The sequence below is a fragment of the Dokdonia sp. Dokd-P16 genome, from assembly GCF_003095655.1.
GTDB lineage: Bacteria > Bacteroidota > Bacteroidia > Flavobacteriales > Flavobacteriaceae > Dokdonia.
On record NZ_CP029151.1, the window covers coordinates 1,820,382 to 1,843,050 of the forward strand.

The 22,669-nt window shown below is 35.7% G+C and carries 17 protein-coding genes and 1 CRISPR repeat array; of the genes, 9 read left to right on the forward strand and 8 right to left on the reverse strand.

Annotated features, from left to right (window positions below; translation table 11 throughout):
- The first annotated feature begins 159 nt into the window (after positions 1 to 159).
- Positions 160 to 1,137 (forward strand): pyruvate dehydrogenase complex E1 component subunit beta, encoded by a 978-nt coding sequence (locus DCS32_RS08165; RefSeq protein ID WP_013750264.1) that lies wholly within the window; start codon positions 160 to 162, stop codon positions 1,135 to 1,137.
- 173 nt (positions 1,138 to 1,310) lie between these two features.
- On the forward strand, positions 1,311 to 3,854 hold the full coding sequence (locus DCS32_RS08170) for a DUF5686 and carboxypeptidase-like regulatory domain-containing protein (protein ID WP_108877823.1): 2,544 nt from the start codon (positions 1,311 to 1,313) through the stop codon (positions 3,852 to 3,854).
- 60 nt (positions 3,855 to 3,914) lie between these two features.
- A CRISPR array of direct repeats spans positions 3,915 to 4,575; the repeat unit is 48 nt; unit sequence TGTTGTGAATTGCTTTCAGAATTATATCTTTAGATAGGTAATCACAGT.
- A gap of 108 nt (positions 4,576 to 4,683) precedes the next feature.
- Here the strand turns inward: DCS32_RS08170 and cas2 are convergent.
- From cas2 to cas9, 3 genes are read right to left on the reverse strand one after another with little or no spacing between them, the layout of a single operon-like run.
- Positions 4,684 to 5,028 (reverse strand): CRISPR-associated endonuclease Cas2, encoded by a 345-nt coding sequence (cas2, locus tag DCS32_RS08175; RefSeq protein WP_108877824.1) that lies wholly within the window; start codon positions 5,026 to 5,028, stop codon positions 4,684 to 4,686.
- Between the two features lie 9 nt (positions 5,029 to 5,037).
- Positions 5,038 to 5,949, reverse strand: a complete 912-nt coding sequence (cas1, locus tag DCS32_RS08180) for a type II CRISPR-associated endonuclease Cas1 (RefSeq protein ID WP_108877825.1) — start codon at positions 5,947 to 5,949, stop codon at positions 5,038 to 5,040.
- A complete protein-coding gene (gene cas9 / locus DCS32_RS08185; RefSeq protein WP_108879264.1) occupies positions 5,946 to 10,457 on the reverse strand; it encodes a type II CRISPR RNA-guided endonuclease Cas9 in 4,512 nt (1,503 codons plus the stop codon). The genes cas1 and cas9 overlap by 4 nt, the downstream gene beginning before the upstream one ends.
- Before the next feature lie 407 nt (positions 10,458 to 10,864).
- Here cas9 and DCS32_RS08190 point away from each other — a divergent pair, with 407 nt between their 5' ends.
- The 4 genes from DCS32_RS08190 (at position 10,865) to DCS32_RS08205 (ending at position 15,810) form a co-directional block, all read left to right on the forward strand.
- Complete coding sequence (locus DCS32_RS08190; protein WP_108877826.1) at positions 10,865 to 11,392, forward strand: inorganic diphosphatase; 528 nt, start codon at positions 10,865 to 10,867, stop codon at positions 11,390 to 11,392.
- Between the two features lie 141 nt (positions 11,393 to 11,533).
- Positions 11,534 to 13,960, forward strand: a complete 2,427-nt coding sequence (locus tag DCS32_RS08195; protein ID WP_108877827.1) for a sodium-translocating pyrophosphatase — start codon at positions 11,534 to 11,536, stop codon at positions 13,958 to 13,960.
- Positions 13,961 to 14,127: 167 nt separating this feature from the next.
- The gene (locus tag DCS32_RS08200; protein ID WP_108877828.1) at positions 14,128 to 14,658 is read left to right on the forward strand and encodes a peroxiredoxin-like family protein; all 531 of its coding nucleotides are present in this window, start codon (positions 14,128 to 14,130) and stop codon (positions 14,656 to 14,658) included.
- A 144-nt stretch (positions 14,659 to 14,802) separates the two neighbouring features.
- The gene (locus DCS32_RS08205; RefSeq protein ID WP_108877829.1) at positions 14,803 to 15,810 is read left to right on the forward strand and encodes an App1 family protein; all 1,008 of its coding nucleotides are present in this window, start codon (positions 14,803 to 14,805) and stop codon (positions 15,808 to 15,810) included.
- A gap of 62 nt (positions 15,811 to 15,872) precedes the next feature.
- Here DCS32_RS08205 and DCS32_RS08210 read toward each other — a convergent pair whose 3' ends face one another.
- From DCS32_RS08210 to DCS32_RS08220, 3 genes are all read right to left on the reverse strand, one after another.
- Positions 15,873 to 16,385: a hypothetical protein gene (locus DCS32_RS08210; RefSeq protein WP_108877830.1), complete on the reverse strand. Its 513-nt coding sequence runs from the start codon at positions 16,383 to 16,385 to the stop codon at positions 15,873 to 15,875.
- A 133-nt stretch (positions 16,386 to 16,518) separates the two neighbouring features.
- Positions 16,519 to 17,133 (reverse strand): deoxynucleoside kinase, encoded by a 615-nt coding sequence (locus DCS32_RS08215; RefSeq protein WP_108877831.1) that lies wholly within the window; start codon positions 17,131 to 17,133, stop codon positions 16,519 to 16,521.
- Between the two features lies 1 nt (position 17,134).
- A complete protein-coding gene (locus tag DCS32_RS08220) occupies positions 17,135 to 17,923 on the reverse strand; it encodes a hypothetical protein (protein ID WP_108877832.1) in 789 nt (262 codons plus the stop codon).
- 50 nt (positions 17,924 to 17,973) lie between these two features.
- Between DCS32_RS08220 and DCS32_RS08225 the strand changes: the two genes are divergently transcribed.
- Positions 17,974 to 18,363 carry a group III truncated hemoglobin gene (locus DCS32_RS08225; protein WP_108877833.1) on the forward strand — a complete coding sequence of 130 codons (390 nt, stop codon included), beginning with the start codon at positions 17,974 to 17,976 and terminating at the stop codon, positions 18,361 to 18,363.
- On the opposite strand, the gene DCS32_RS08230 is transcribed toward DCS32_RS08225, so the two are convergent.
- Entirely contained in the window at positions 18,360 to 19,043 is a 684-nt protein-coding gene (locus tag DCS32_RS08230) for a response regulator transcription factor (RefSeq protein WP_108877834.1), read from the reverse strand. The two genes, DCS32_RS08225 and DCS32_RS08230, sit on opposite strands and share 4 nt — an antisense overlap.
- Positions 19,030 to 20,691 carry a sensor histidine kinase gene (locus DCS32_RS08235; protein ID WP_108877835.1) on the reverse strand — a complete coding sequence of 554 codons (1,662 nt, stop codon included), beginning with the start codon at positions 20,689 to 20,691 and terminating at the stop codon, positions 19,030 to 19,032. Before DCS32_RS08235 ends, DCS32_RS08230 begins: the two co-directional genes overlap by 14 nt.
- A gap of 134 nt (positions 20,692 to 20,825) precedes the next feature.
- On the opposite strand from DCS32_RS08235, the gene DCS32_RS08240 reads away from it, so the two are divergent.
- Together DCS32_RS08240 and DCS32_RS08245 are read left to right on the forward strand one after the other, a co-directional pair.
- Positions 20,826 to 21,665 (forward strand): GLPGLI family protein, encoded by an 840-nt coding sequence (locus tag DCS32_RS08240; RefSeq protein WP_108877836.1) that lies wholly within the window; start codon positions 20,826 to 20,828, stop codon positions 21,663 to 21,665.
- A gap of 82 nt (positions 21,666 to 21,747) precedes the next feature.
- Positions 21,748 to 22,656 (forward strand): GLPGLI family protein, encoded by a 909-nt coding sequence (locus DCS32_RS08245; RefSeq protein WP_108877837.1) that lies wholly within the window; start codon positions 21,748 to 21,750, stop codon positions 22,654 to 22,656.
- Positions 22,657 to 22,669 lie beyond the last annotated feature (13 nt).

A 22,669-nucleotide genomic window follows, 5' to 3' on the forward strand; every position in this document is an offset into this window, starting at 1 on the left:
TTTACTGTGCGTGCATAGTAAAATTTTACAAAAATGTAATTTATTGAGGTTTTGGAAATGCTTATTTTTGTGCTTGTTAAAAGAATACAATATTAATAAGGTAATTTTCAATGTTATGAGAAGCCTTAATTAAATTTCCGCCAGAGCGGTTTATATACTATGAGAACAATCCAGTTTAGAGAAGCCATTTGTGAGGCAATGAGCGAAGAAATGCGCCGTGATGAATCTGTTTATTTAATGGGTGAAGAGGTAGCAGAATATAATGGAGCTTATAAAGCGTCAAAAGGAATGCTAGACGAGTTTGGAGCAGATAGAGTAATTGATACTCCTATTGCAGAGCTTGGTTTTGGAGGAATAGGTGTGGGTAGTACAATGACAGGATTACGTCCTATTATTGAGTACATGACTTTTAACTTCTCACTGGTAGGTATTGATCAGATTATAAATAACGCTGCCAAAATTAGACAGATGTCTGGTGGTCAGTTTCCTTGTCCTATTGTTTTTCGTGGTCCTACAGGATCTGCAGGACAGTTAGGTGCAACACACTCTCAAGCCTTTGAAAACTGGTTTGCAAATACGCCAGGTCTTAAAGTAGTAGTGCCTTCTAATCCTTATGATGCAAAAGGACTTCTAAAAGCAGCAATACGTGATAACGATCCTGTGATTTTTATGGAATCGGAGCAAATGTATGGTGATAAAGGAGAAGTGCCTGATGGAGAATATGTATTGCCAATAGGTGTTGCAGATATTAAGCGTGAAGGAACAGATGTAACTATCGTTTCTTTTGGAAAGATTATTAAGGAAGCTTACAAAGCGGCAGACCAACTTGCAGAGGAAGGAATTTCTTGTGAGATTATTGATTTACGTACGGTAAGACCTTTAGATAAAGAAGCTATTTTTGAGTCTGTAAGAAAAACAAACAGACTTGTGATTCTTGAAGAGGCTTGGCCTTTTGGAAACGTTTCAACAGAAATTACATACCAAGTACAAGCGCATTGTTTTGATCACCTAGATGCTCCTATACAACGCATAAATACAGCAGATACACCTGCACCATACTCACCAGTATTACTTAAAGAGTGGTTGCCTAACAGTGACGATGTAGTAAATGCAGTTAAAAAGGTGATGTATAAATAATATTTTCGCGAAAGCGGAACCATATTTAATCCCTTTCTTAACCGGAAGGGATTTTTTAATTTATTATAATCTTAAGTAAGGTTGTGATAGATATGATGTCAAATGCTTGATGTAGCACCATTATAAACCGATGATGTCCCCAATTTATAGGCTATCTTCATAGATTATTTATTATGAAATATAATTTTTTACTCATTATTGCTAGCGTGCTCTGCGCTGCAAATTTATTTGGTCAAACCAAAGTGAGTGGTGAGATTTTTGACGCAGATGGTAATGGTCTGCCTTTTGTAAATGTCATATTTGTTGGGTCTAATGAGGGGACGATAACTAATGAAGACGGGCGTTTTTACCTAGAATCTGACCAGACATGGGGTCAAGTGCGATTTTCTTTTATAGGCTTTTCAAATAAGGTGATAGACCTAAGTGAGAAGGTAAATTATGAGATGAAAGTGACGCTAGAGGAAGAGGCAGGAGCGCTAGACGAGGTAGTCATATTTACAGGAAAAACAGACAAGAAAAACAACCCAGCGGTAGATATACTTCGTAAAATATGGGCAAATAAACGCCAGAACGGATTACGACAGTACAAGCAGTATGCTTATGATAAGTATGAAAAGCTAGAGTTTGATCTTAACACTATTGATAGTTCGCTTATTAACAGCCGCATTTTTAGAGGGATGGAGTTCATCTTTGAGCAAACAGACACAAGCCGTATTACTGGAAAAACCTACCTACCTATTTTTGTAAATGAGGCATTCTCAAAAGTATATGGTGATAATGAAATTAATAAAGAAAAAGAGATTCTAGAGGGGAATAAAAACAGTGGTTTTAGTGAGAATCAAACGATTATAGGTTTTGTAAAAAGTCTGTATAGTGATTATGACATCTATGATAACTATTTACAGTTTTTTGACAAGAGTTTTACAAGTCCAATTTCTCGTACAGGTATCCAAACCTATAACTACGTACTTGCAGATAGTGCTTACATCAATAATAAGTGGTGTTACAATATTATTTACTACCCTAGACGTAAAAACGAACTGACCTTTAAAGGAGATTTCTGGGTGAATGACTCTACATGGGCCATTAAGGAAATCAATATGCAGCTTTCTAAAAGTGCAAATGTAAACTGGGTAAAAGAGATTTATATGGAGCAAGAATTTGATATCGTAAATGATAGCACCTTCTTACTTTCAAGAGATTATTTCTTATCTGATTTCGCTTTGCGCGAAAAGGAGGAATCTAGAGGTATGTACGGTAAGCGCACTACATTGTACGATAATCATAACTTTGACAATAAGCTAGAAAAGGACTTTTACGACAGACAAGTGTATAACTATGATAAAGATGTTTTTAATCGTAGTGATGAGTTCTGGCAAGAAAATAGAAAAGAGGCACTTAGTAAAGATGAGCTAGGAGTTTATAAGATGCTTGACACCTTAAAAACGGTAAAGAAATTTAAAAACCTTTATAATCTAGGTTCCATTCTTGCATCTGGATACTATGAAATCCCAAGTTTAAACTTTGATTACGGGCCTATATTTTCAACCTTTGGATTTAACGAGGTAGAAGGATTACGTGTGCGCACAGGAGGAAGAACATATTTCTCACAGAATGATCCATGGAGATTAGAAGGATTTTTAGCATACGGATTTAAGGATAAAAAAGGAAAATTTGGGGTTTCAGGAAAATGGCTGCTAGATAAAAAAAGCAGGTTTATTGTTTCTGGTGGTTATAGACAAGACGTGGAGCAAATAGGAGCAAGTCTTACGACATCTAGAGATGTGCTAGGAAGAAATCTAGCATCATCCTCACTAGTAAATACTGCGACCAATGATAAACTCACCTCTATCAAGCTAGCAAATATCGCAGCCGAGGTAGAGATTGTGCGCAACCTTCAAGTGAGAGCCGACTTCTCTTTGAGAACGTTAGAGTCGGCTTCAGAAACCTTTAGCCTTGATTATTTTACAGATGCTACGCAAACCACTACCACAGGTGAGTTAAAACAAGCAGAAGTGGTCCTTACCACTATCTGGGAGCCAGGAAAGAAAACTTCAGGTTTTGGAGTAGAGCGTAGAGTAACTAATGAATGGTTTCCTAGTTTTTATGCAAGTTACACACGTGGCCTAGAAGGAACACTTGATAGTGACTTTGCTTATGATAAAGTGCAATTTTCTGCAAAGAAGGCAATCCGTATTGGAGGTCTAGGTACATTAACAGCCTCTACAGAAATAGGTAAAACATTTGATGAGGTGCCACTAGCGCTATTAAGTCCAGTACCAGGTAACCAGTCGTTATTTTCAATCTTTAATACCTTTAGCCAGCTTAACTTTTATGAGTTTACTACAGATGAGTATGCCTCACTACAGCTAGAACACAATTTTGGAGGGCGTATTTTTAATCGTATTCCATTACTTAAAAATTTGAATTTACGTGAGATTGTAAGCGTGCGTGGGGTGATAGGTAATATCTCTCAAAGGAATATTGACTTAAACCGTCCAGCATTTGAGAGTTTACTTTTTGAAGAAGGACAACCTATTACTGCAATTACTCCGAGCATGATAGCTCCATCTGTAGAGCCTTATTATGAGTATAGCGTAGGAGTAGGTAATATATTTAAAGTGTTCCGTATTGACCTTAACTTCAGAGGAAATTATAATTCTGTTCCAGATGCGAGGAAAATAGGAGTAACCGGTAGTTTTGGGTTTTATTTTTAAGGAGATTTTTACGCTTTTGCGAAAATGTACTATCCTTTTTATGATGTAGCCTCAAACCATTTAGGCTAATTGCTTTCAGAATTATATCTTTAGATAGGTAATCACAGTCTAAGAGAGAAGAACAAAAAGTAACCCTATGTTGTGAATTGCTTTCAGAATTATATCTTTAGATAGGTAATCACAGTGCCAGAGTATGAGCATTTGATTGATAGTTTGTTGTGAATTGCTTTCAGAATTATATCTTTAGATAGGTAATCACAGTAGCATTAGGACTTAAATCAATAGCTTTCTGTTGTGAATTGCTTTCAGAATTATATCTTTAGATAGGTAATCACAGTTTTAGTGTTGTTTTTAAAAAAGCTTTATCCGTTGTGAATTGCTTTCAGAATTATATCTTTAGATAGGTAATCACAGTCGCACACTTGCCCAAAATGCTCGCATACTGTTGTGAATTGCTTTCAGAATTATATCTTTAGATAGGTAATCACAGTTACATCTAATCGTCATTGTGTGGCTTGTTGTTGTGAATTGCTTTCAGAATTATATCTTTAGATAGGTAATCACAGTCGTGAGTTATCAAGGCTGCCGCAATGGCTTGTTGTGAATTGCTTTCAGAATTATATCTTTAGATAGCTAATCACAGTAAGAATGATTAATATGTGCGAGATGAAAGAGTTGTGAATTGCTTTCAGAATTATATCTTTAGATAGGTAATCACAGTATACCCGCTATAAAAAGCTGGTATACTGTTTTTTACGTCTATGTATAGCATTAAAAAAATGGAGGTTTAACTTGAGCCTTTAACTAGTTAAAGGCGAGATTGTTATTTCTAAAAGAGTTCTAATTGCTGGCTAGGAGTTTCTGGTGCAACTTCTTTTTGACCATGAAAGAGCTCCATCATCCCAAACTGTTTATCTGTAATCTGCATGATGCAGATTTTTCCTTTTTTAGGTAAATTATTCTTAGTGCGTCGTATATGTACACTTGCGTTTTCTCTACTCGCACAAAACCGCATATAAATACTGTATTGAAACATGGCAAACCCATCATTAAGAAGCTCTTTTCTAAATCGAGCAGCCACTTTTTTCTCAGTCCGCGTTTCTGTAGGTAAATCAAAAAATACAAGTACCCACATAGATCGATATTGATTAAGCCGTGTAAAATTGTTTGACATTGAGCGATGTTAGCGTCTGCTTAAGGCATATTCTGGATATAGCACTTTACGGTTAGTGCCCGCAAAACAATCATATAAGCTACTCGTTGTTCTACTTACGGCATTCATAAGTGGAGACCATGACCCATCTATATATACATCTAGCGCGGGAATTAATAGTAGTTCTGACTTTAACTTGGTATTGAGTTCGTTCAAGTCGCAACCACTTTCTACTAGTTCATAGACTACGGCATCCACATAAATACGGTACGGTTCCATAATATCATCTGCAAGACAAAATGCATTATACTTGTTGCGATGGAAGATGCCCACAGACGGCAACATCCCACTACTCACTAAAGCTCTCGCGACAATAGCTCTCAGTATGGCATATCCATAATTAAGAAGATTATTAGGAGCTACTCCTTTTTGATTACGGCTAAAACCTTCTACCTCGCTAAATAGCTGTTGAAAATAATAGGCAGCTGCATACGCCTCATGATTATCTGCATCTCCACTTTTTACGGCAGTACTCCAGTTGCGTAGTTTGAGACCATTATTGCCTCTAGCTTCAGGGTGTAAGGCTTGATTGTAAATTTTGGCAGCAACAGTTTGTTGCCAAAAATTCTTTTTAAGAGGTAAGCTAGCATTAAGCTGGTGACGCATGCGTTCTGTTTGCAACGTATGACCCACCAACGGTTGTAAAAAACCACAAGGTAAATGTTGGGCATCACAGGTAATGAGGGCGGTTTTATTTTGTACTAGCTTCATGAGTAAGCCATTAGTGATAGTTATCTGTGAGTTCTCTAATACTACGTAACCTAAGTCCTCTATGGGAATCGTTTTCTGTTCTCTATCTTCATCAGGAAAAGAAACCACCAGTTGGTCATTTTTTGTGCTGAGGTAAGCTGGATTACCGAAGAATAGAGTTTTTTTTATCATATTCCTACTTTTGCAACATTACCTAATCTATCTATGTTTAATTTTATAAAACGTTCTTTTATGGAATTGCCATTTAAGCTTGCCGTTTTAGTATCAAATGAACCAGTAGTTTTTTTCTTTTTCTCATCATATTTCAAATCTACTTCTTTTGGACAAATAGATGTTGCTAACGTGTTTGGCGTGAAATAACAAGTAACTCCAGAGAAATCATTTACATTATAAACTTGTTTCAGTTGCTCAATATTTAAATTCTCAAAATCTATATCTTCTAAATTTTCTAATTCTTCATTCGTAGGTATATAGACCAAATCTAAGGGAGATAGACAATCCACAAAATCAACAATGGTTTCCTTTCCTTTTATAATAATTACATTTTTTATGGGAACATTTGTTCTTTCCTTTATAGGTAAAATTGTGTTATTTTTTTGATGTAAAATAACTTCATTTAAAGGCACTGTTTCGTAATATTTGGAATCTCCATTTTTATAGATATTAAAAAATAAGTTTGGTGCTCCTTGCGCATATTTTTTATCGTTTATACCTTTTGAGCCAAGTGCAAATCTTCCACTACCTTTTTCAAAAATTCTTACTTTATAAATAGGTTTGTGATTCTTTCCATTATTAAAAGTCTTGATACTTTTATTCATTTCTTCAATACCGTCTTGAGTAAATGCTATTTCGGTATTATAAACTACATTTCCGTTTTTATCTAATTCTTCAAACTTTTTTTGTGTTAGATAGTTACGTAATATTTTTTGAATACCTGTATCTGTTATTTTTTCAATCTTTTTTAAAGAAAAACTTTTGTCTAATTCTTTTCTTGTAGCTGTTGTAAATTTTCCATTTTCTATTTTAACCCAAGGTAAATGAACCAAACCTGAAATTGTTTCTTCGTGAAGTGGCTTTCTAATAGAACGGTTTTGTCCTTTTATTTGCGCCCGTAACTTCTTTATTGGTTTTCCATTTTTATTTAGATTAACATTTCCGTATTCATTTTTATAAGACCAAAATTTATTATTAGCCTTTTTCATCACCCTATTATTCTTCTTAAAACTAACAATTGTCTTTTCAAGTGATGTTTTCGCGGCAGCGGTAAAACCTTCCCACGGTTTATGATACTCTTTTGCTACAGTTCTTGTCTTTCCTTTATTATCTGTAATTGTTTTTGTCGCTCTAAGTTTATTTACAAGCTTATGATTTTTGCGCGATGTATTTAAGGAAGTAACGTAATTAATGTGGTCTCTCGTGGTACAAGCAATTACAAGTGCATCAAGCGCATGATGCCTGTGGTCAATCCTCTTTTTGCTAAAATTGCGTTCTAACTCTTTAGGAACTTGTATCCTAAAAGCGTTAATCTTCTCGTCCCAATATCCAAAATCTTGACTTTTAGTAAGCTCGTTTAAACGCTTAAATCTAGGTGCTATAATCTCATTCCATTTATCGTTAAGTCCCCAATCATTTTTGAGTTTAGCCGTTATTGCACCATTTACTGGGATTAAGTTTTTAGATGTTGCTTCGAGCTCACCATCTTCGCGTACGATATTGCTCAGTAGTCCTTTTATTACTTTACTTATGTAGCGACTATCATTAAGCTGGCGATTAATGAATCCCTCTGGAATATCTTCACTAAGTAATAGCTCTAGTTTGGTTTTGTTTTTTCTAAAATATGTTTGACAGTGCTTTTCGTAATTTTCTATGGTAAATAACTGCACTGTATTTCCATGGCCTATATCAACTAAAGATCCCCCACGTTCTTTCAAAAATTCATAAGCAGTTTTATTGTCTTTTTCTTCGTTTACAGCGCTCTCACAAATGATTTTATTATTCATCGAGTTGTCAAAATAGCGAGACTGTGGTATAACATGCTCAATTTGGTATGCTGTAGAAAACAACTTTGTAAGTGGAATGATTTTACCAGTATATGGCGAAATATACCCTTGCTCTAACCATAATTTATACTTTATAATTTCTCCTTTTGTAGGTTTATTATTCTTCCTTATTTTTTCAATACTATTATCGACCTCCTTAAGACTAGAAAAGAGTCCATCTTCATAAATCTTTAAGATCTCTTGATGGCTGGGTGAATATGGTCTAATATCATCTGTCACACTTGGGTCAGATTTCAATTCTTCAAGAATTGCCTTAATACGTTCATTTGTATTTTCTCTTTCAGTATTTGATTTTGAAATCCGTTCTCTGGTTTTCTTATCATTTTTCATCTCCCGACCTAGCTCAACATGTATTTCGTCAAAAAGTGGTTTGTATTGTTTCTTCCCGTTTATAATTTCTTCTTCTCCATAGGTTGTCCATATATCTCGTACAACTCGTAACGTTTCTAGAATTACCTTTTCTACAATAGGATTACGGAGACTGTGTTGCTTAAAACTTGTGAGATATGTATCTATATCTTGAGGTTGTTTCCATTGTAAAACATCGCCTATCTCAGAATGTCTATTGTAGACCGCATAGCAAGCTTGATAAGTGTTAAGTCCCTTTAGAGGGTTTTCTTTATTCTTCTCTTTTGCAAAAGATTTTAGAAGTCTCATAGGTACATCATCATCTGCTATAGCTTCTATTTTTTCAACATTGTAATCAACTGCATTTAAGCGAGAAGCAATGCTATCTATTCTTTCTTGCACTTCTGTAGTAATGTTAGATATATTCCAATGGTTACCCATTCGCATTAATGGCAGTAATTTCTTTATAGCTTTTTCGGAATAGGCACCATACGAACTTTCAAAAGGAGGGAAGCGCTTAAAGTTTTCGATAAAGCCGTCAATGGATAAACTATTCTTCTCTGCAAAAGTGTGGAGTGCCTTTTCATAATCCTTTTTATCAGTAACAGAATAAATAAGGTGCCATAAGCTTTGGAGCATATCGCTGGTTAGAAAAGAGTCAACATTTACACCATTTATTTTTGATAACCTATTTGCAATTTGCGCGCGTGTATCATTACAAGGATATTTTTTATCTTCAGGAAAGTTCCAATGATGCGTTGTTTCTTTGAGCTTAAAATGAGATAGAAACTGCTTTTGATTGATTTCCTTGCTGTTGTTTAGTTTTTCAAAAAGTGATGTATAATCATCGTCATTTGATAAAAACTGAGTAGTTACTTCTTCATCCTTTAAAGGCATTCCTTCTTTATCACCAGCTTTTTCATAAATTTTTAAATTATGGATAAACTGCCATAATCTGAATTCTTGAAAAATAGGGTTTGATTTGGGAATACATTTTAACGATTGTTTTTTTAGCTCTTCTCCTTTTTTATAAAAACGTACTTCGTAAGGACAATCAGAAATAGAAGATTTTTTACTTTTTAATGGTCTTTGATAAAAAATAATATCTTCTACAAATAAATGTTTGAAGTCTTTGGCAAGTAATAGATTTTGATGCGCTTCATTTCTAGGATATAGCTCTTCAATGCAATTTTTAAGACTTTCATCAGTAAATAAATCTTGATGTATTTCAATTTGCTTATCAAGTATTTTCTGTAATTCGTCTTTATAATACTTTCTTTCAATGGTTTTTACTAGTTTACCACGGATTTTCTGAGTTGGGTTATTAAGTAGTGTATCAAATATATAAGAGCCTATACCGTAAGTTTGATTTTTGTCATTGTAGACGTCGACTTCATTTTGAGTTTTCTCCTTTATAGCGAGCCAGTCTTCCTCGGAATTAACTTTCTTGTAACTTCGTTTTAAACTCCCATCTTTTCTCGTGGTAGTTGTGACAATAAATTCTCTGGTTTTGTCTAGCCAATCTTCTTTTTTTGTTATTTGGCTATCATACTCCCATCCATTCTCAAAAGTTATATCATATAAAATATTTCCTTTTACCTTTTGCCCAGAATCAATAACACTTGACACCTTAAGTGCTTCAAACTTCTTATTTTTATCTGCTTCTTCTTCTCCTCGAAGTTGATAATACCCACGTTTTTGATTAAAGTTTAAAAGAATCCAAGCTAGTTCTTCTTTTGTTATTTTTTGTGTGAGTGCTTTTTTACGTAAATAATATATCGTCCAATCATAAGGAACCTTTGTTTCTTCTCCATTTTCCCTTGCATAAAATAAGGTTGGATTTTTAAAGCGAAATTCTTCAATCATTTCGTTAAAAGAATCTTGAAAAACAAAGTGGAATTCACCATTGTCGTCTATCCTATAAGGCAACTTAACCTCAGTGTCAGGTTTAAATTGACCGACCTTTTTATCAAAGTCGATACTTTCGCTGTAATGTTGTGGAAGAAAATTTAGAACATTGAGGACTCTATGTAATCGTTCTCGACGGAGATTATCTCTTTGATATAATCTTCTTTTAGAACGATAACCAGTTCTATCTGCCGTTTGAGATATGGTTTGTCCAGAATCAAATTTCCCCAATTCGGCTGCATCCATGGGGATTATTCTACTTCCTATACCAGTTATACCGCCTTTTTTATTTTTAAAATCTAAATTTATCTGTGCCCATCCAATCGAGTTAGTTCCCAAATCCAATCCTAATATTCTTTTCATAGTACCTGTCTTGTAAGAAATTTTTATAAAGCTATTAAAAAGAAATTCACGAAGTGTGCGGTTTCCCGTAAGGGAGATTAAAAAAAGTTTGTTATCTTTATAATTTTGAAAGCAATTCACAATAAGGATTATTCCGTTGTGAAAACATTGAAGGTGGTACTTTAATTAGTATCACCTTTCTTTTTTGAAGATTTATAACTTTGAAAATTAAACACCTAACCTAATCTTAACGCATCAATATTTGGCTAAATCGCTATTTCAGCGTATTTTTGCACGCCTTAAGAAATATGTTTTAAAGTAAATGGTTGTTATGCAGCTGTTTAATAAAGTGTAAGCTTAAGAAATTGTGAATTAATTGACACATCTCTCATGTATTTAAATACATGAGATTTGAAATATAATATATTATGACAGCAGATAAAGTAACAACATTTGACGTATTAGTAGAGATTCCTAAGGGGAGCCGTAACAAGTATGAGTACGATTTTAAATTAAAGAGAATGCGTTACGATCGTATGATTTTCTCTTCTATGATGTACCCAGCAGATTATGGTTTTATTCCAGAAACTCTTGCGCTAGATGGTGATCCTCTTGATGTACTAGTATTAGTTACAGAGCCTACTTTTCCTGGTTGTGTAATCGAAGTAAAGCCTATTGGAGTATTTCACATGGCAGATGAGAAAGGACCAGATGAAAAAGTAATCTGTGTGCCTGTAAGTGATCCTTCGGCTAGTAAGCTTACAGATCTTTCTGACTGTAACCCACACTTAATAAAAGAAATCGAGCACTTCTTCCAGGTATACAAAGACCTTGAAGAGAAAAAAGTAGATGTAGGTGGATGGGGAGATGTTCATGAAGCAAAAGCTATTATCCAAAAATGTATCGAACGTTACGAAGAATCTGATGTTCCTGTAGAAGAAGTTACTATCAAATAGATACTTTTTTATAGTATAGAATAGTCAAAAAAAGCAGCCTTTATGGCTGCTTTTTTTGTTCTATCTTATTCCCTACATTAGTAGTTGTTAAATATTTTAAGGATTTATTTAAGAATCCCTTATAAAAACACCTAATAATATATGGAATCAATAATGATTTATGTGCCTATCGCACTAGCATTACTCGGGTTGATCTACATGCTCGTAAAAAAATCTTGGGTAATGAAACAAGACGCCGGAGACGGTAAGATGAAAGAGATTTCTGATCACATCTATGAAGGAGCGCTAGCTTTTTTAAATGCAGAGTATAAACTACTTACTATTTTTGTAATTATTGTAAGTGTCTTACTTGCAATTGTATCTTTTGTAGTACCCACTACACACTGGCTCATTGTAATCGCATTTATATGCGGTGCTGTTTTTTCTGCTTTTGCAGGAAATATAGGAATGAAAATAGCCACCAAAACAAATGTGCGTACTACGCAAGCTGCAAGAACCAGTCTGCCTAACGCTCTTAAAATCTCCTTTGGTGGAGGTACGGTGATGGGATTAGGAGTTGCGGGACTGGCAGTATTAGGTCTTACGGCTTTCTTTATCTTTTTCTTTCACTTCTTTATGGGAGGTGTTTGGACTAATACAATGGATATGACAGTAGTTCTTGAAACGCTAGCAGGTTTTTCACTGGGAGCAGAGTCCATCGCTTTATTTGCCCGTGTAGGAGGAGGTATTTATACCAAAGCAGCAGACGTCGGTGCAGATCTTGTAGGTAAAGTGGAAGCAGGAATCCCTGAAGATGATCCGCGTAATCCAGCGACTATCGCAGATAATGTGGGAGATAACGTAGGAGATGTTGCTGGTATGGGAGCAGATTTATTTGGTTCTTATGTAGCTACTGTGCTTGCAGCAATGGTTCTTGGGAACTATGTGATAAAAGATATGGGAGGAAGCATCACCGATGCTTTTGGAGGAATAGGGCCTATTTTATTACCTATGGCAATTGCAGGTGTAGGAATTATCATTTCTATCATAGGTACCATGCTCGTAAAAATTAAAACTAACGATGCAAAAGAGTCCGAGGTGATGGGCGCACTTAATATAGGGAATTGGACTTCTATAGTATTAGTTGCTATCGCTTGTTTCGCACTTTGTAAGTGGATGCTTCCAGAAACTATGCAAATGGAATTCTTTGGAGAAGGGTTACAAGAAATATCTTCTATGCGTGTTTTTTATGCAACCATCGTAGGATTAGTCGTAGGAGCGGTAATATCATCTGTGACGGAGTACTATACGGGCTTAGGTAAGTCACCTATTCTTAAAATTGTACAACAATCTAGCACAGGAGCTGGAACAAATATCATTGCAGGTCTTGCAACGGGTATGATTTCTACGTTCCCATCCGTGCTGTTATTTGCAGGTGCCATTTGGGCATCATATGCTTTTGCGGGATTTTATGGTGTAGCTCTAGCAGCTTCTGCCATGATGGCAACAACGGCAATGCAACTAGCAATAGATGCTTTTGGCCCTATATCTGATAATGCTGGAGGGATTGCAGAGATGAGTGAGCAAGAGCCTATCGTACGTGAGCGAACAGATATTTTAGATTCTGTAGGTAACACTACAGCAGCAACAGGAAAAGGTTTTGCTATAGCATCTGCGGCGCTTACATCACTTGCTTTATTTGCAGCTTATGTAACGTTTACAGATATAGATGGTATTAATATTTTTAAGGCGCCTGTTCTCGCGATGTTATTTGTGGGTGGTATGGTGCCCGTAGTATTTTCTGCGCTTGCGATGAATGCTGTAGGTAAAGCTGCTATGGAAATGGTGGAGGAAGTGCGCAGGCAGTTTAGAGATATTCCGGGCATCATGGAAGGCACTGGTAAGCCAGAGTACGATAAATGTGTTGCTATTTCTACCAAAGCTTCTTTAAAAGAAATGATGCTTCCTGGAGTACTTACTATAGGTTTTCCATTAGTAATAGCTTTTCTACCTATGCTATTTGGCATGGAGCATAAAGCAATCGCAGAGATGTTAGGCGGTTATATGGCTGGAGTAACTGTAAGCGGTGTGCTATGGGCAATCTTTCAGAATAACGCTGGAGGCGCATGGGATAATGCAAAAAAATCTTTTGAAGCAGGAGTCGAAATTAATGGTGAGATGACGTATAAAGGTTCAGATGCGCATAAGGCTGCGGTAACTGGTGATACAGTCGGAGATCCATTTAAAGACACCTCTGGACCTTCTATGAATATATTAATAAAATTAACCTGCCTCATAGGTTTAGTAATTGCGCCTATTTTAGGTGGTCATAGTGAAGATGGGCTTGCTATTACTACTCAAGATGGAGCCGTTGTTGAGATTACTCAAGATGGTCGTATAGAAGAATCTAGAGAGGTACAAAAAGAAGTACGCTTCTCCATAGCCGAACAAAATGGACAATTTGTAGGAACAGTCACCACTATTACAGATGATAATGGGGATGTAACTACAGAGGTAAAAGAATTTACGGGTACAGAAGCTCAGGTTAAACAGCAAATGGATGATTATGAAAAGGAAATAAGAAACTAACATTCAAATAATTAAAAACTAAAGCGAGCCAATTAGGCTCGCTTTTTTTTATAACTAATTGGTATGGAGGTATAATAGTGTGTGTAATATAATTTCTTAACAAACCTTTATTGTCATATTAATATACTTTAACCTTCATCTCAGGTATTTTTATAAAAAACAAGATTATGATATTACCTAAGACTAAAGTGCCTTCACTAGAAGTGCCTTTAATAAATGATACAAACTGGAAATTAAGTGAGCAAAATGCAGAAAACTTCACGCTCATTATTTTTTATAGAGGATTGCATTGCCCCGTGTGTAAAGCGCAGCTTGAGGATCTAGCGTCACAATTAGATAAATTTACGGAGCGTGGAATTAATGTAATTGCTATAAGTGGTGATACAGAAAAGCGTGCAAAAATCGCTGGGAATGATTGGGACATTCCATCACTGCCTATTGGATATAACTTATCACTAGAAAAAGCTAGAGAGTACGGATTGTATATTTCTAAAGCAATTTCAGATAAAGAACCAGATTACTTTACAGAGCCTGGGTTATTTTTGATCAAGCCAGACGGTACACTTTTCTTCTCATCAGTGCAGTCTATGCCATTTGCAAGACCGCAATTTGATGATCTTTTAGGAGGAATTGATTTCATTATGAAAAAAGATTATCCTGCAAGAGGAGAGGTAAAAGATATTACAGCAGCAAAGTAAAATCCATACCTAAAATATTAAAAGGCGTACCATCTTATGTGTACGCCTTTTTTGTGAACTGTTTAGTTTACGCTTTCAGTGTGCTGAAGTTTATGCTGAGCCTGCCGAAGTACGAAAGCGTAATTTCATAAAAAACCACAAACTATGTTTTTTTCATCAAAGTCTGATCCCATACAGATAGACGGATACCAATCTTACGGATCTTCAAATCACTTGTATTTAATAGGTAGAGCGCTTGAGCATGAGGGAGTAGACCTCAAGAAGACCAGTTTTCTTTCTGCATTTAAAAATGCTTACAAACAGTTTGCTAGTGATGAGTTACGACATACAAAGTTAAAGGTGACTTTACCAGATAATAGATCATTTTATACTATTACAGACGCCGAAGGGTATTTTAAAATTGACGAACAAGTTGAAGGACTGGGAGCTCTAGCAAATGATGAAGGCTGGTTGCAAATGGTGTTAAGTTTTGATGATGTCCAAAAGGGAATTACTGTGCTAGGAGAGAACAGATTTCCTATAGAGATGCTTATTCCTGCAGAGACAGCTTCTTATGGGGTGATAAGCGATATAGATGACACTATCTTACACACTGGTGTTGCCTCTTTATTAAAATGGAGGGTAATTATAAATACGTTTTTTAAAAATGTAGGGAAGCGCACTTCGCTGGAGGGAGCACCAGAACTCTATAGAAAATTACATAGAGGGAAGTCTGGTGAAGATGCAAACCCGATGTTTTACGTGAGTAACAGTCCATGGAATTTATATAGTTATCTCGAGTCCTTTGTGAGGAATCAAAAATTTCCCAAAGGCCCAATATTATTAAGAGACTTACGTGGTCCTTTTGAAAAAACACAAAAACCAGAAAAGCCTCACAAACAACATGAGATTAGAAATATATTAAACACTTATCCTAATCTTAAGTTTGTTCTTATAGGAGATAGTGGAGAGCATGATGTAGATATTTATCTAGAAGTAGCAAGGGAATATCCAGAGCAAATAATAGCCGTGTATTTGCGTAGTGTAAAGCACAAGAAAAAGGTGCTTAGAGTAAAAAGTGTTTTGAGTCAGTATGAGACTACTCCTGCAGTACTAGTAGAAAAAAGCTCCTTTGCAGAGGAGCATGCAAGGTCCATAGGACTTATAAAGTGATACAAAAAAAATCGGCTACTTTATGTAAAGCAGCCGATTTTAATATGTTAAGAACAAATTACCTATTGTCTTGTAAAACGTAATTCCTCATTAGTTGTAGTTGTTCTGTTGCCTTCTACATCAACATCTGTGAACTCAATTCTTAATTGGCTGTTGTTGAATACAGTAACGTCTCCAGTTTTACCATCCATAATTATTGTCTGGTCATCATCATTTACTGAATAACTACCACTGTTAGACTCTGTAATGATTTGTGAGTCTGTAGTTTCATTATTGTCAAATTGAGTCGTTGTCTCAACGCGGTATTGATAGCTTCTCGTAAAAGTTCCATTAGCATTAAACACTATGTTTGATGATCCAAATGTATCACCTACTTTAGTTATAGTAGTAGTTGCTGTACCTCCCGTTACTACTTCTTCTATAACTTCTTCACTCACAGAAAAGTTTAGGTTATATGTTCCTTCAAGAAGTGCTGGTGTTAGTGTAGGTTCTGCTGGACCACCATCATCATCATTACCACAAGAAATAGCCATTATAGAAATAGCAAGGATTAAAATAAATTTAAGATTTTTCATAATATTTGTTAGTTTTTGAAGGCGCAAAACTAGACTATTTAATTCAATTAGAAAAGCATTTTGTAGATGTAAAGAAATACATTTACTCTGTGTAAATAACTGAAATTAAGCGAGTAGTAGTGTTGTTTTAACTCTAGAAAAGGCCGTTTAACTCAGCATCTATTCTATTAATAATATCTCCTAAGTCTTCAGGGTTATCTACAAAGTTAATATCATCTACATCTATAATGAGAAGCTTTCCTTTTTTATAACCATGTATCCAGGCTTCATAACGCTCATTAAGACGACTTAAATAGTCAATAGAGATAGAATTTTCATAATCTCTACCTCTCTTATGTATTTGTGATACGAGGTTAGGAATAGAGCTACGTAGATAAATCATAAGATCTGGTGCATCTACCACACTTTCCATTAGATCAAAAAGAGACTTGTAGTTGTTGTAATCACGATTAGTAAGAAGACCCATCGCATGAAGGTTAGGAGCAAAGATGAATGCATCTTCATAAATAGTACGATCTTGGATAATCGTTTTGTCACTATCTTTTATGTCTAGCAATTGTCTAAAACGGCTATTTAAAAAGTAAATCTGAAGATTGAAAGACCAGCGTTCCATCTCATTATAAAAATCATCTAGATATGGATTATCCACTACATCTTCATATTGCGGAGTCCATTTAAAATGTTTAGATAAAAGTTTAGTTAAGGTAGTTTTACCTGCTCCGATGTTACCGGCAATTGCAATGTGCATGTTAAGGTTTTTTAGGAAATTTTAGTCGGAAAGCAGCTAACTTTTGACCGGTGTAAAGATACAGGATTTCGCCATTCAACGAAAGTTGTTTTATGGTAAAATCTGGAGTTTTCAGTGCTATGAATTCATTAGATTCTTTTGACTTATAGTATAATTTACCCTGTGAGAATAAGATAAGAGCGCCGTCACTTTGGGAAATGAGTGTAATGTCATTAAAGTCTTTTTTACTTAAAAAACTTCCATAGTTATTATAATGAAATAACCCAGTTTCATTTACTACCCATGCAAAATTATAATTAGTTGCTACCGTTATAGCGTTCACTGGCATAGGTGGAAATTGTGTGGTTATTTGATTTGTATTCCAGTCAAAAATCTCAAGTTGTTGCAGGTCTGTATTAAATACCCATAAACGTCTATCACCATTTGTGGTAACATGACTTATGTTTCTAAAATCATCTATGGTAGAAAAATTTATACGAGTAATCTCACTCAATGTATTGTCTAGTATTACTGCGGTATTTGTAGCTTCATAAAACACACTTATTTTAAGCGGATTAAGAATGTCTACCGAAGTGATAGCACCTAGCTGTAGTGCTGTAAATTGATAACCTTCATTAACATCATCTTTATATAAAACATCATTTTTGATGTGGTACAGCGCATTGAAAGCATCAATACCTATAAAAATATCTGCCTCGATTGTCACCTCATTAATCTTTTCTAAGGTGTAACTCTGGCTAGCTGCCGTGATGGTGGCAAGTAAAAGTAATATGTTAATCAGTTTATGCATTAACGAGCAAAGTACAAAAATCTAGCCGTTATAGTTAATACCTTTGTAAGGTGAAAAAAGAGATTGAAAATAGAGAAGATGTATATACACTTGTAACCACTTTTTATGGTCGCATACGTAGTGATGTTTATTTGGGACCTATTTTTAATAAACACATTACAGATTGGCCACACCACTTTGAGCATCTTACAGATTTTTGGGAAGGCAATTTATTCTTTAAAAAAATTTTTACGGGAAGACCTTTACAAACGCACAAACGTGTAGATAGGGATGAAGGCTACACTATAAATGAGCAACACTTTGGTGTATGGCTTAATCACTGGGTACAAACGGTAGATGAGCTATATGAGGGCGAACTGGCAGAGATGGCAAAGTTTAGAGCTCGTAAGATTGGCACCTTTTTTCTAGTAAATATGTTTCAAGCAAAGCCTTCACACTAGCAGATGAGCTTATATCCGTATCCACGTACGTTTACGATTTCTATAGTAGGGTCGTCCTTTAGTTTTTTTCTAAGTTTTGATATAAAGACGTCCATGCTTCTTGCAGAAAAGAAATCATCATCACCCCATAATTTTTTAAGAATAAGTGATCGGTCTAGAACGGCATTGCGATTTTTATGAAGATGAAATAGTAAATGAGCCTCCCTGTGGGTTAACTTTTGTACGCTTTCGCGAAAGCGTAATTCTTGCCTTGTGAAATCGAAAATATAACTACCGATGGTTATAGCCTCAGCCTTTTGTTGCAATGTTTTACGTTGTAGTAAATTCTGAATTCTTACAATAAGCTCTTCTACGCTGAAAGGTTTTTTGAGATAATCATTACCACCTATACTAAACCCCTCAACCACATCTGCCGTTTGAGACTTTGCAGTGAGAAATATTATAGGAATCTCATCATCTTGTTCACGAACCTCCTTTGCCACAGTAAACCCATCCTTTTTAGGCATCATCACATCGAGCACTAAGATGTCAGGCTTTTTAAGTTGGTATTGATTTATCGCTTGAACACCATCTGTGCAGAGTGTTACATTAAAGCCACGACTCTCCAGACTTTCTTTTACAATGAGTCCTAGTGCTGGCTCATCTTCTGCGAGTAAGATATAAGGTTTATTTGTTGCCATCTGGAATTGTAATTTTAAATGAAGTTTGTGGAACAGTAGACACCTCTATGGAGCCATTGTGTTTTTCAATAATAGTTTTGGTGTAGTATAGTCCTATCCCAAAACCTTTTACATCATGTGTATTTCCTTTGGGTACACGGTAAAACTTTTCAAATAATTGAGATGCTTGATCCTTTGTAAGTGCTTTTCCTGTATCTGTAATTGACAAGTGGATGTTACTATTTGTATTACTTATTGCTATGGTTACTGGTGGTTTACCGTATTTAGTGGCATTATCTACTAGATTATCAATAGCATTTTCTAGATGAAAAACATCTACCGTAGCCCATATGGAAGATGTTGAACTTTTAAGTGTTATAGGAATGTCAGGTGCAATTTCTTTATATTTTTTAATCAAATGTTCAAGCACTTCCACTAGGTTGCAACGCTCTTTTTTCAACGATAAATCTTCTTTATCTAGTGTTGCGGTGTCTAGAATGCGTTCCACCATGGTATTAAGTTTACCTAGCTGTGTGGTAGACATGGCAAGGTATTTCTCTGTTTTTTCTTTGTCGTTTTCTTTGTTAAAATGCTGTATGCCTTCAATAGCTGCGCTTATGGTGGCTATAGGTGTTTTAAACTCGTGGGTGATATTGCTTATAAAATCATTTTTAATCTCGGCGAGTTGTTTTTGTTCTCGTATAATTTTGAGTAGATAGAGAAGGCTAGCAATTACTGCTATGATTAGAATAAACGAAAGTACTATGCCTGCCAGATTACGTTTTAAGATGATGGTGGTAATGTCATTAAAGCCTAGAGAGAGTATACTTTCTGCTGGGAGTAATTTTGAATTTGCAACTACATTAAAATCATAGGTAGGGCTGAGGTTTTTGGGAACCCCTGAAATGGGGCGTGAGATGGTGTCTCCCTTTGGGCTATATGTAAGACTATGCGCAGCGCGATCTATTCCTAATGTCAGTAATTGCTGTTTTACAAGTGTATCTAATTTTTTTATGTCAATGGTGTCATCGTTAAATGATATAACTATTTTAGAGGTAAGTGTTTCTAGAGCGTTTTTTCTATCGCGCAACTTTAATTCTCCAGAGGCTAGTGTGTCATACCTCGCGACACTATCTGTTTTAAGGCGTTGCTTTGTAAAGAATCGCTGCAACATATTACTGTTGTTTTTTAAAGTGTCTTTATTTGAGCTTCCATTAATGACAAATGTTGAGGTGTTTGCGCTATTTGATTCAAAGTGCTTGGTAAGTGCCTGTTGCTGCTGGCTTTGTATTATAGAATCTATTTTTTCTGGATGAGCCCCTTCTATCGTAAGAAGACCTAAGCTGTCCAGATTATTTTCTATCTGTATATGTTCAATGCTCAGAACGCTGGTATCCGTTTTCTTTCTTAGAAAATCTTTAAAGCTCTCAGATTCAAGATAATCCCCTGAGCCTTCTTCGTACTTTGAGAAAATACCTATGGTGTTTTGTGCAGCTAGTTCCTCATAATATTGGTCTACCGCTAGATCAAGGCCTATTTGCACATCACGCACAAGCTGTACTTTTCCAGCCTCATAGTTTTTGTAATTCCAATACAATTGGATGGCTAGCGTAAGCGTGATTACGGTAACAATAAAATAGATGATATAAGAGTACCTCTTGTCTTTCATGTCTCAAAGATGCTTTATAAGGAGTTCTTAAACAAATCGGTTAACACTCGTTAACGGTAGTTAACGTTGGTACCTTATTTATTTTCAGATATTTGAACCATCAATAAATCATATCAATCAAAAAACATTCAATTATGAAATCACTTATTATTACTATACTGGTTACTGTTTTTGCTTTCGCGAAAGCGTACTCACAACAACTCTCAGGAATAGCAACTTATCAATCACAACGATCTTTTGACTTTAAAATGAATAATGATAAGAACAATGGAATGAGCACCGAAATACAAAAGCAATTACAAGCTCAGATGAGAAAACAGTTTCAAAAAGAATATACACTTGCCTTTGTAGGCGCAGAATCTACTTACCAACAAGAAGAAAGTCTCGCTGCTCCTGCGCCATCTACTAATGGGATTACAGTCTCAATTTCTGGAGCCAAAGGCATCACATATCACAATACAACGGAGCAAAAATTATTAAAGGAAAGTGAGATTATGGGGAAGGAGTTTTTAGTGAACGACTCGCTACCTAAATTGAAATGGGTGCTTGAAAAAGAAATTAAAAACATAGGAGTATACACTTGTTTTAAAGCTACCATCTCAGAAGAATATGAGCAGCCATCTTTTAATGAAGAGACAGGAGAGGAGGAAGAATCTGTTACAAAGACGAGAACAATCACCGCATGGTACACGCTAGATATACCTGTAAATCATGGTCCAGATGAGTACTGGGGATTACCTGGCTTAATACTAGAAGTGAGTGATGGTAAATTCTCACTTATGTGTACAAAAGTAGTTTTGAACCCAAAAAAGGGAGTGCAAATAGTACTGCCAGAAAAAGGTAAAGAGGTTACCCAAGATGAATTTAATAAGATTCAAGAAGAAAAAATGGATGAAATGATGGAACGTCACGGAGGTGAAAGAGGTAAAAATGGAAGTCGCGTGTTTACAACCACAGAAATCATACGCAACTAGAGTTCTTAAAATTTTCTTAAAATTTGAATACCCGTCAAACTATGAGCTTCTTTAAAAGTCTAAAGTATAAATAATTAGAAATATGACTCTTAAAATATCCCAGTGGTTGTGTATTGTATTTGTGACACTTACAATAAGTACAGCCGTTCAAGCACAGAAAATAGAAGGTGTTGCAACTTACCAAACCAAAACTACGATAGATATGTCACGCTTTAATCGTGGTGGACAGCAACTGTCAGAAGCTCGTAAAAAAGAGATTGCAGAGCGCATGAAAAGCTTTTTGGAAAAGGAATATACACTGAGCTTTAATAAAGACGAGTCTTACTATAAGGAAGAAGAACAACTTCAATCGCCTGGACAAGGTGGAGGTGGACGTGGTTTTGGTGGAGGTTTTACACAAGGAGGTATATACTCTAACCGTGCATCAAATGATTACGCTCGTGAAAATGATATGATGGGTAAGATTTTCTTAGTAAAAGACACCTTAAACAATTTAAACTGGGAGCTCGTAAAAGAGAGTAAAGTAATAGGGCAATATCCAGTATTTAAGGCGGTAGCGACTAGAAATATCGAGCAGAACATGTGGAGCCGCATGGGAAGAGGAGCGAGACAAGGACAGAGAGATCGTGAGAAAAAAGAAGATATTACTGCTACTGCTAGTACAAAAAGCGACATTGAATTAGCAGAAGAGGAACCTAAGTCAGAAACTATAGTTGCTTGGTACACACCTATGATCCCTGCGAGTCACGGACCAGATGAGTTTGGTGGTTTACCAGGACTCATTTTAGAGCTTAGCACAAACAATACGACTATCCTTTGTACAAAAGTGGTACTTAATCCTAAGGAGCCTATTGCTATCGAGCCGCCCGTAAAAGGTAAAAAAGTGAGTAGAGAGGAATACCAAGCCATCGTTGAAGAAAAAGCCAAAGAAATGGCAGAACGTTTTGGCGGAGGTAATAGAAGAGGGCAGCATGGAGGAAGACGTTTTTAAACTAAGTAAGCGT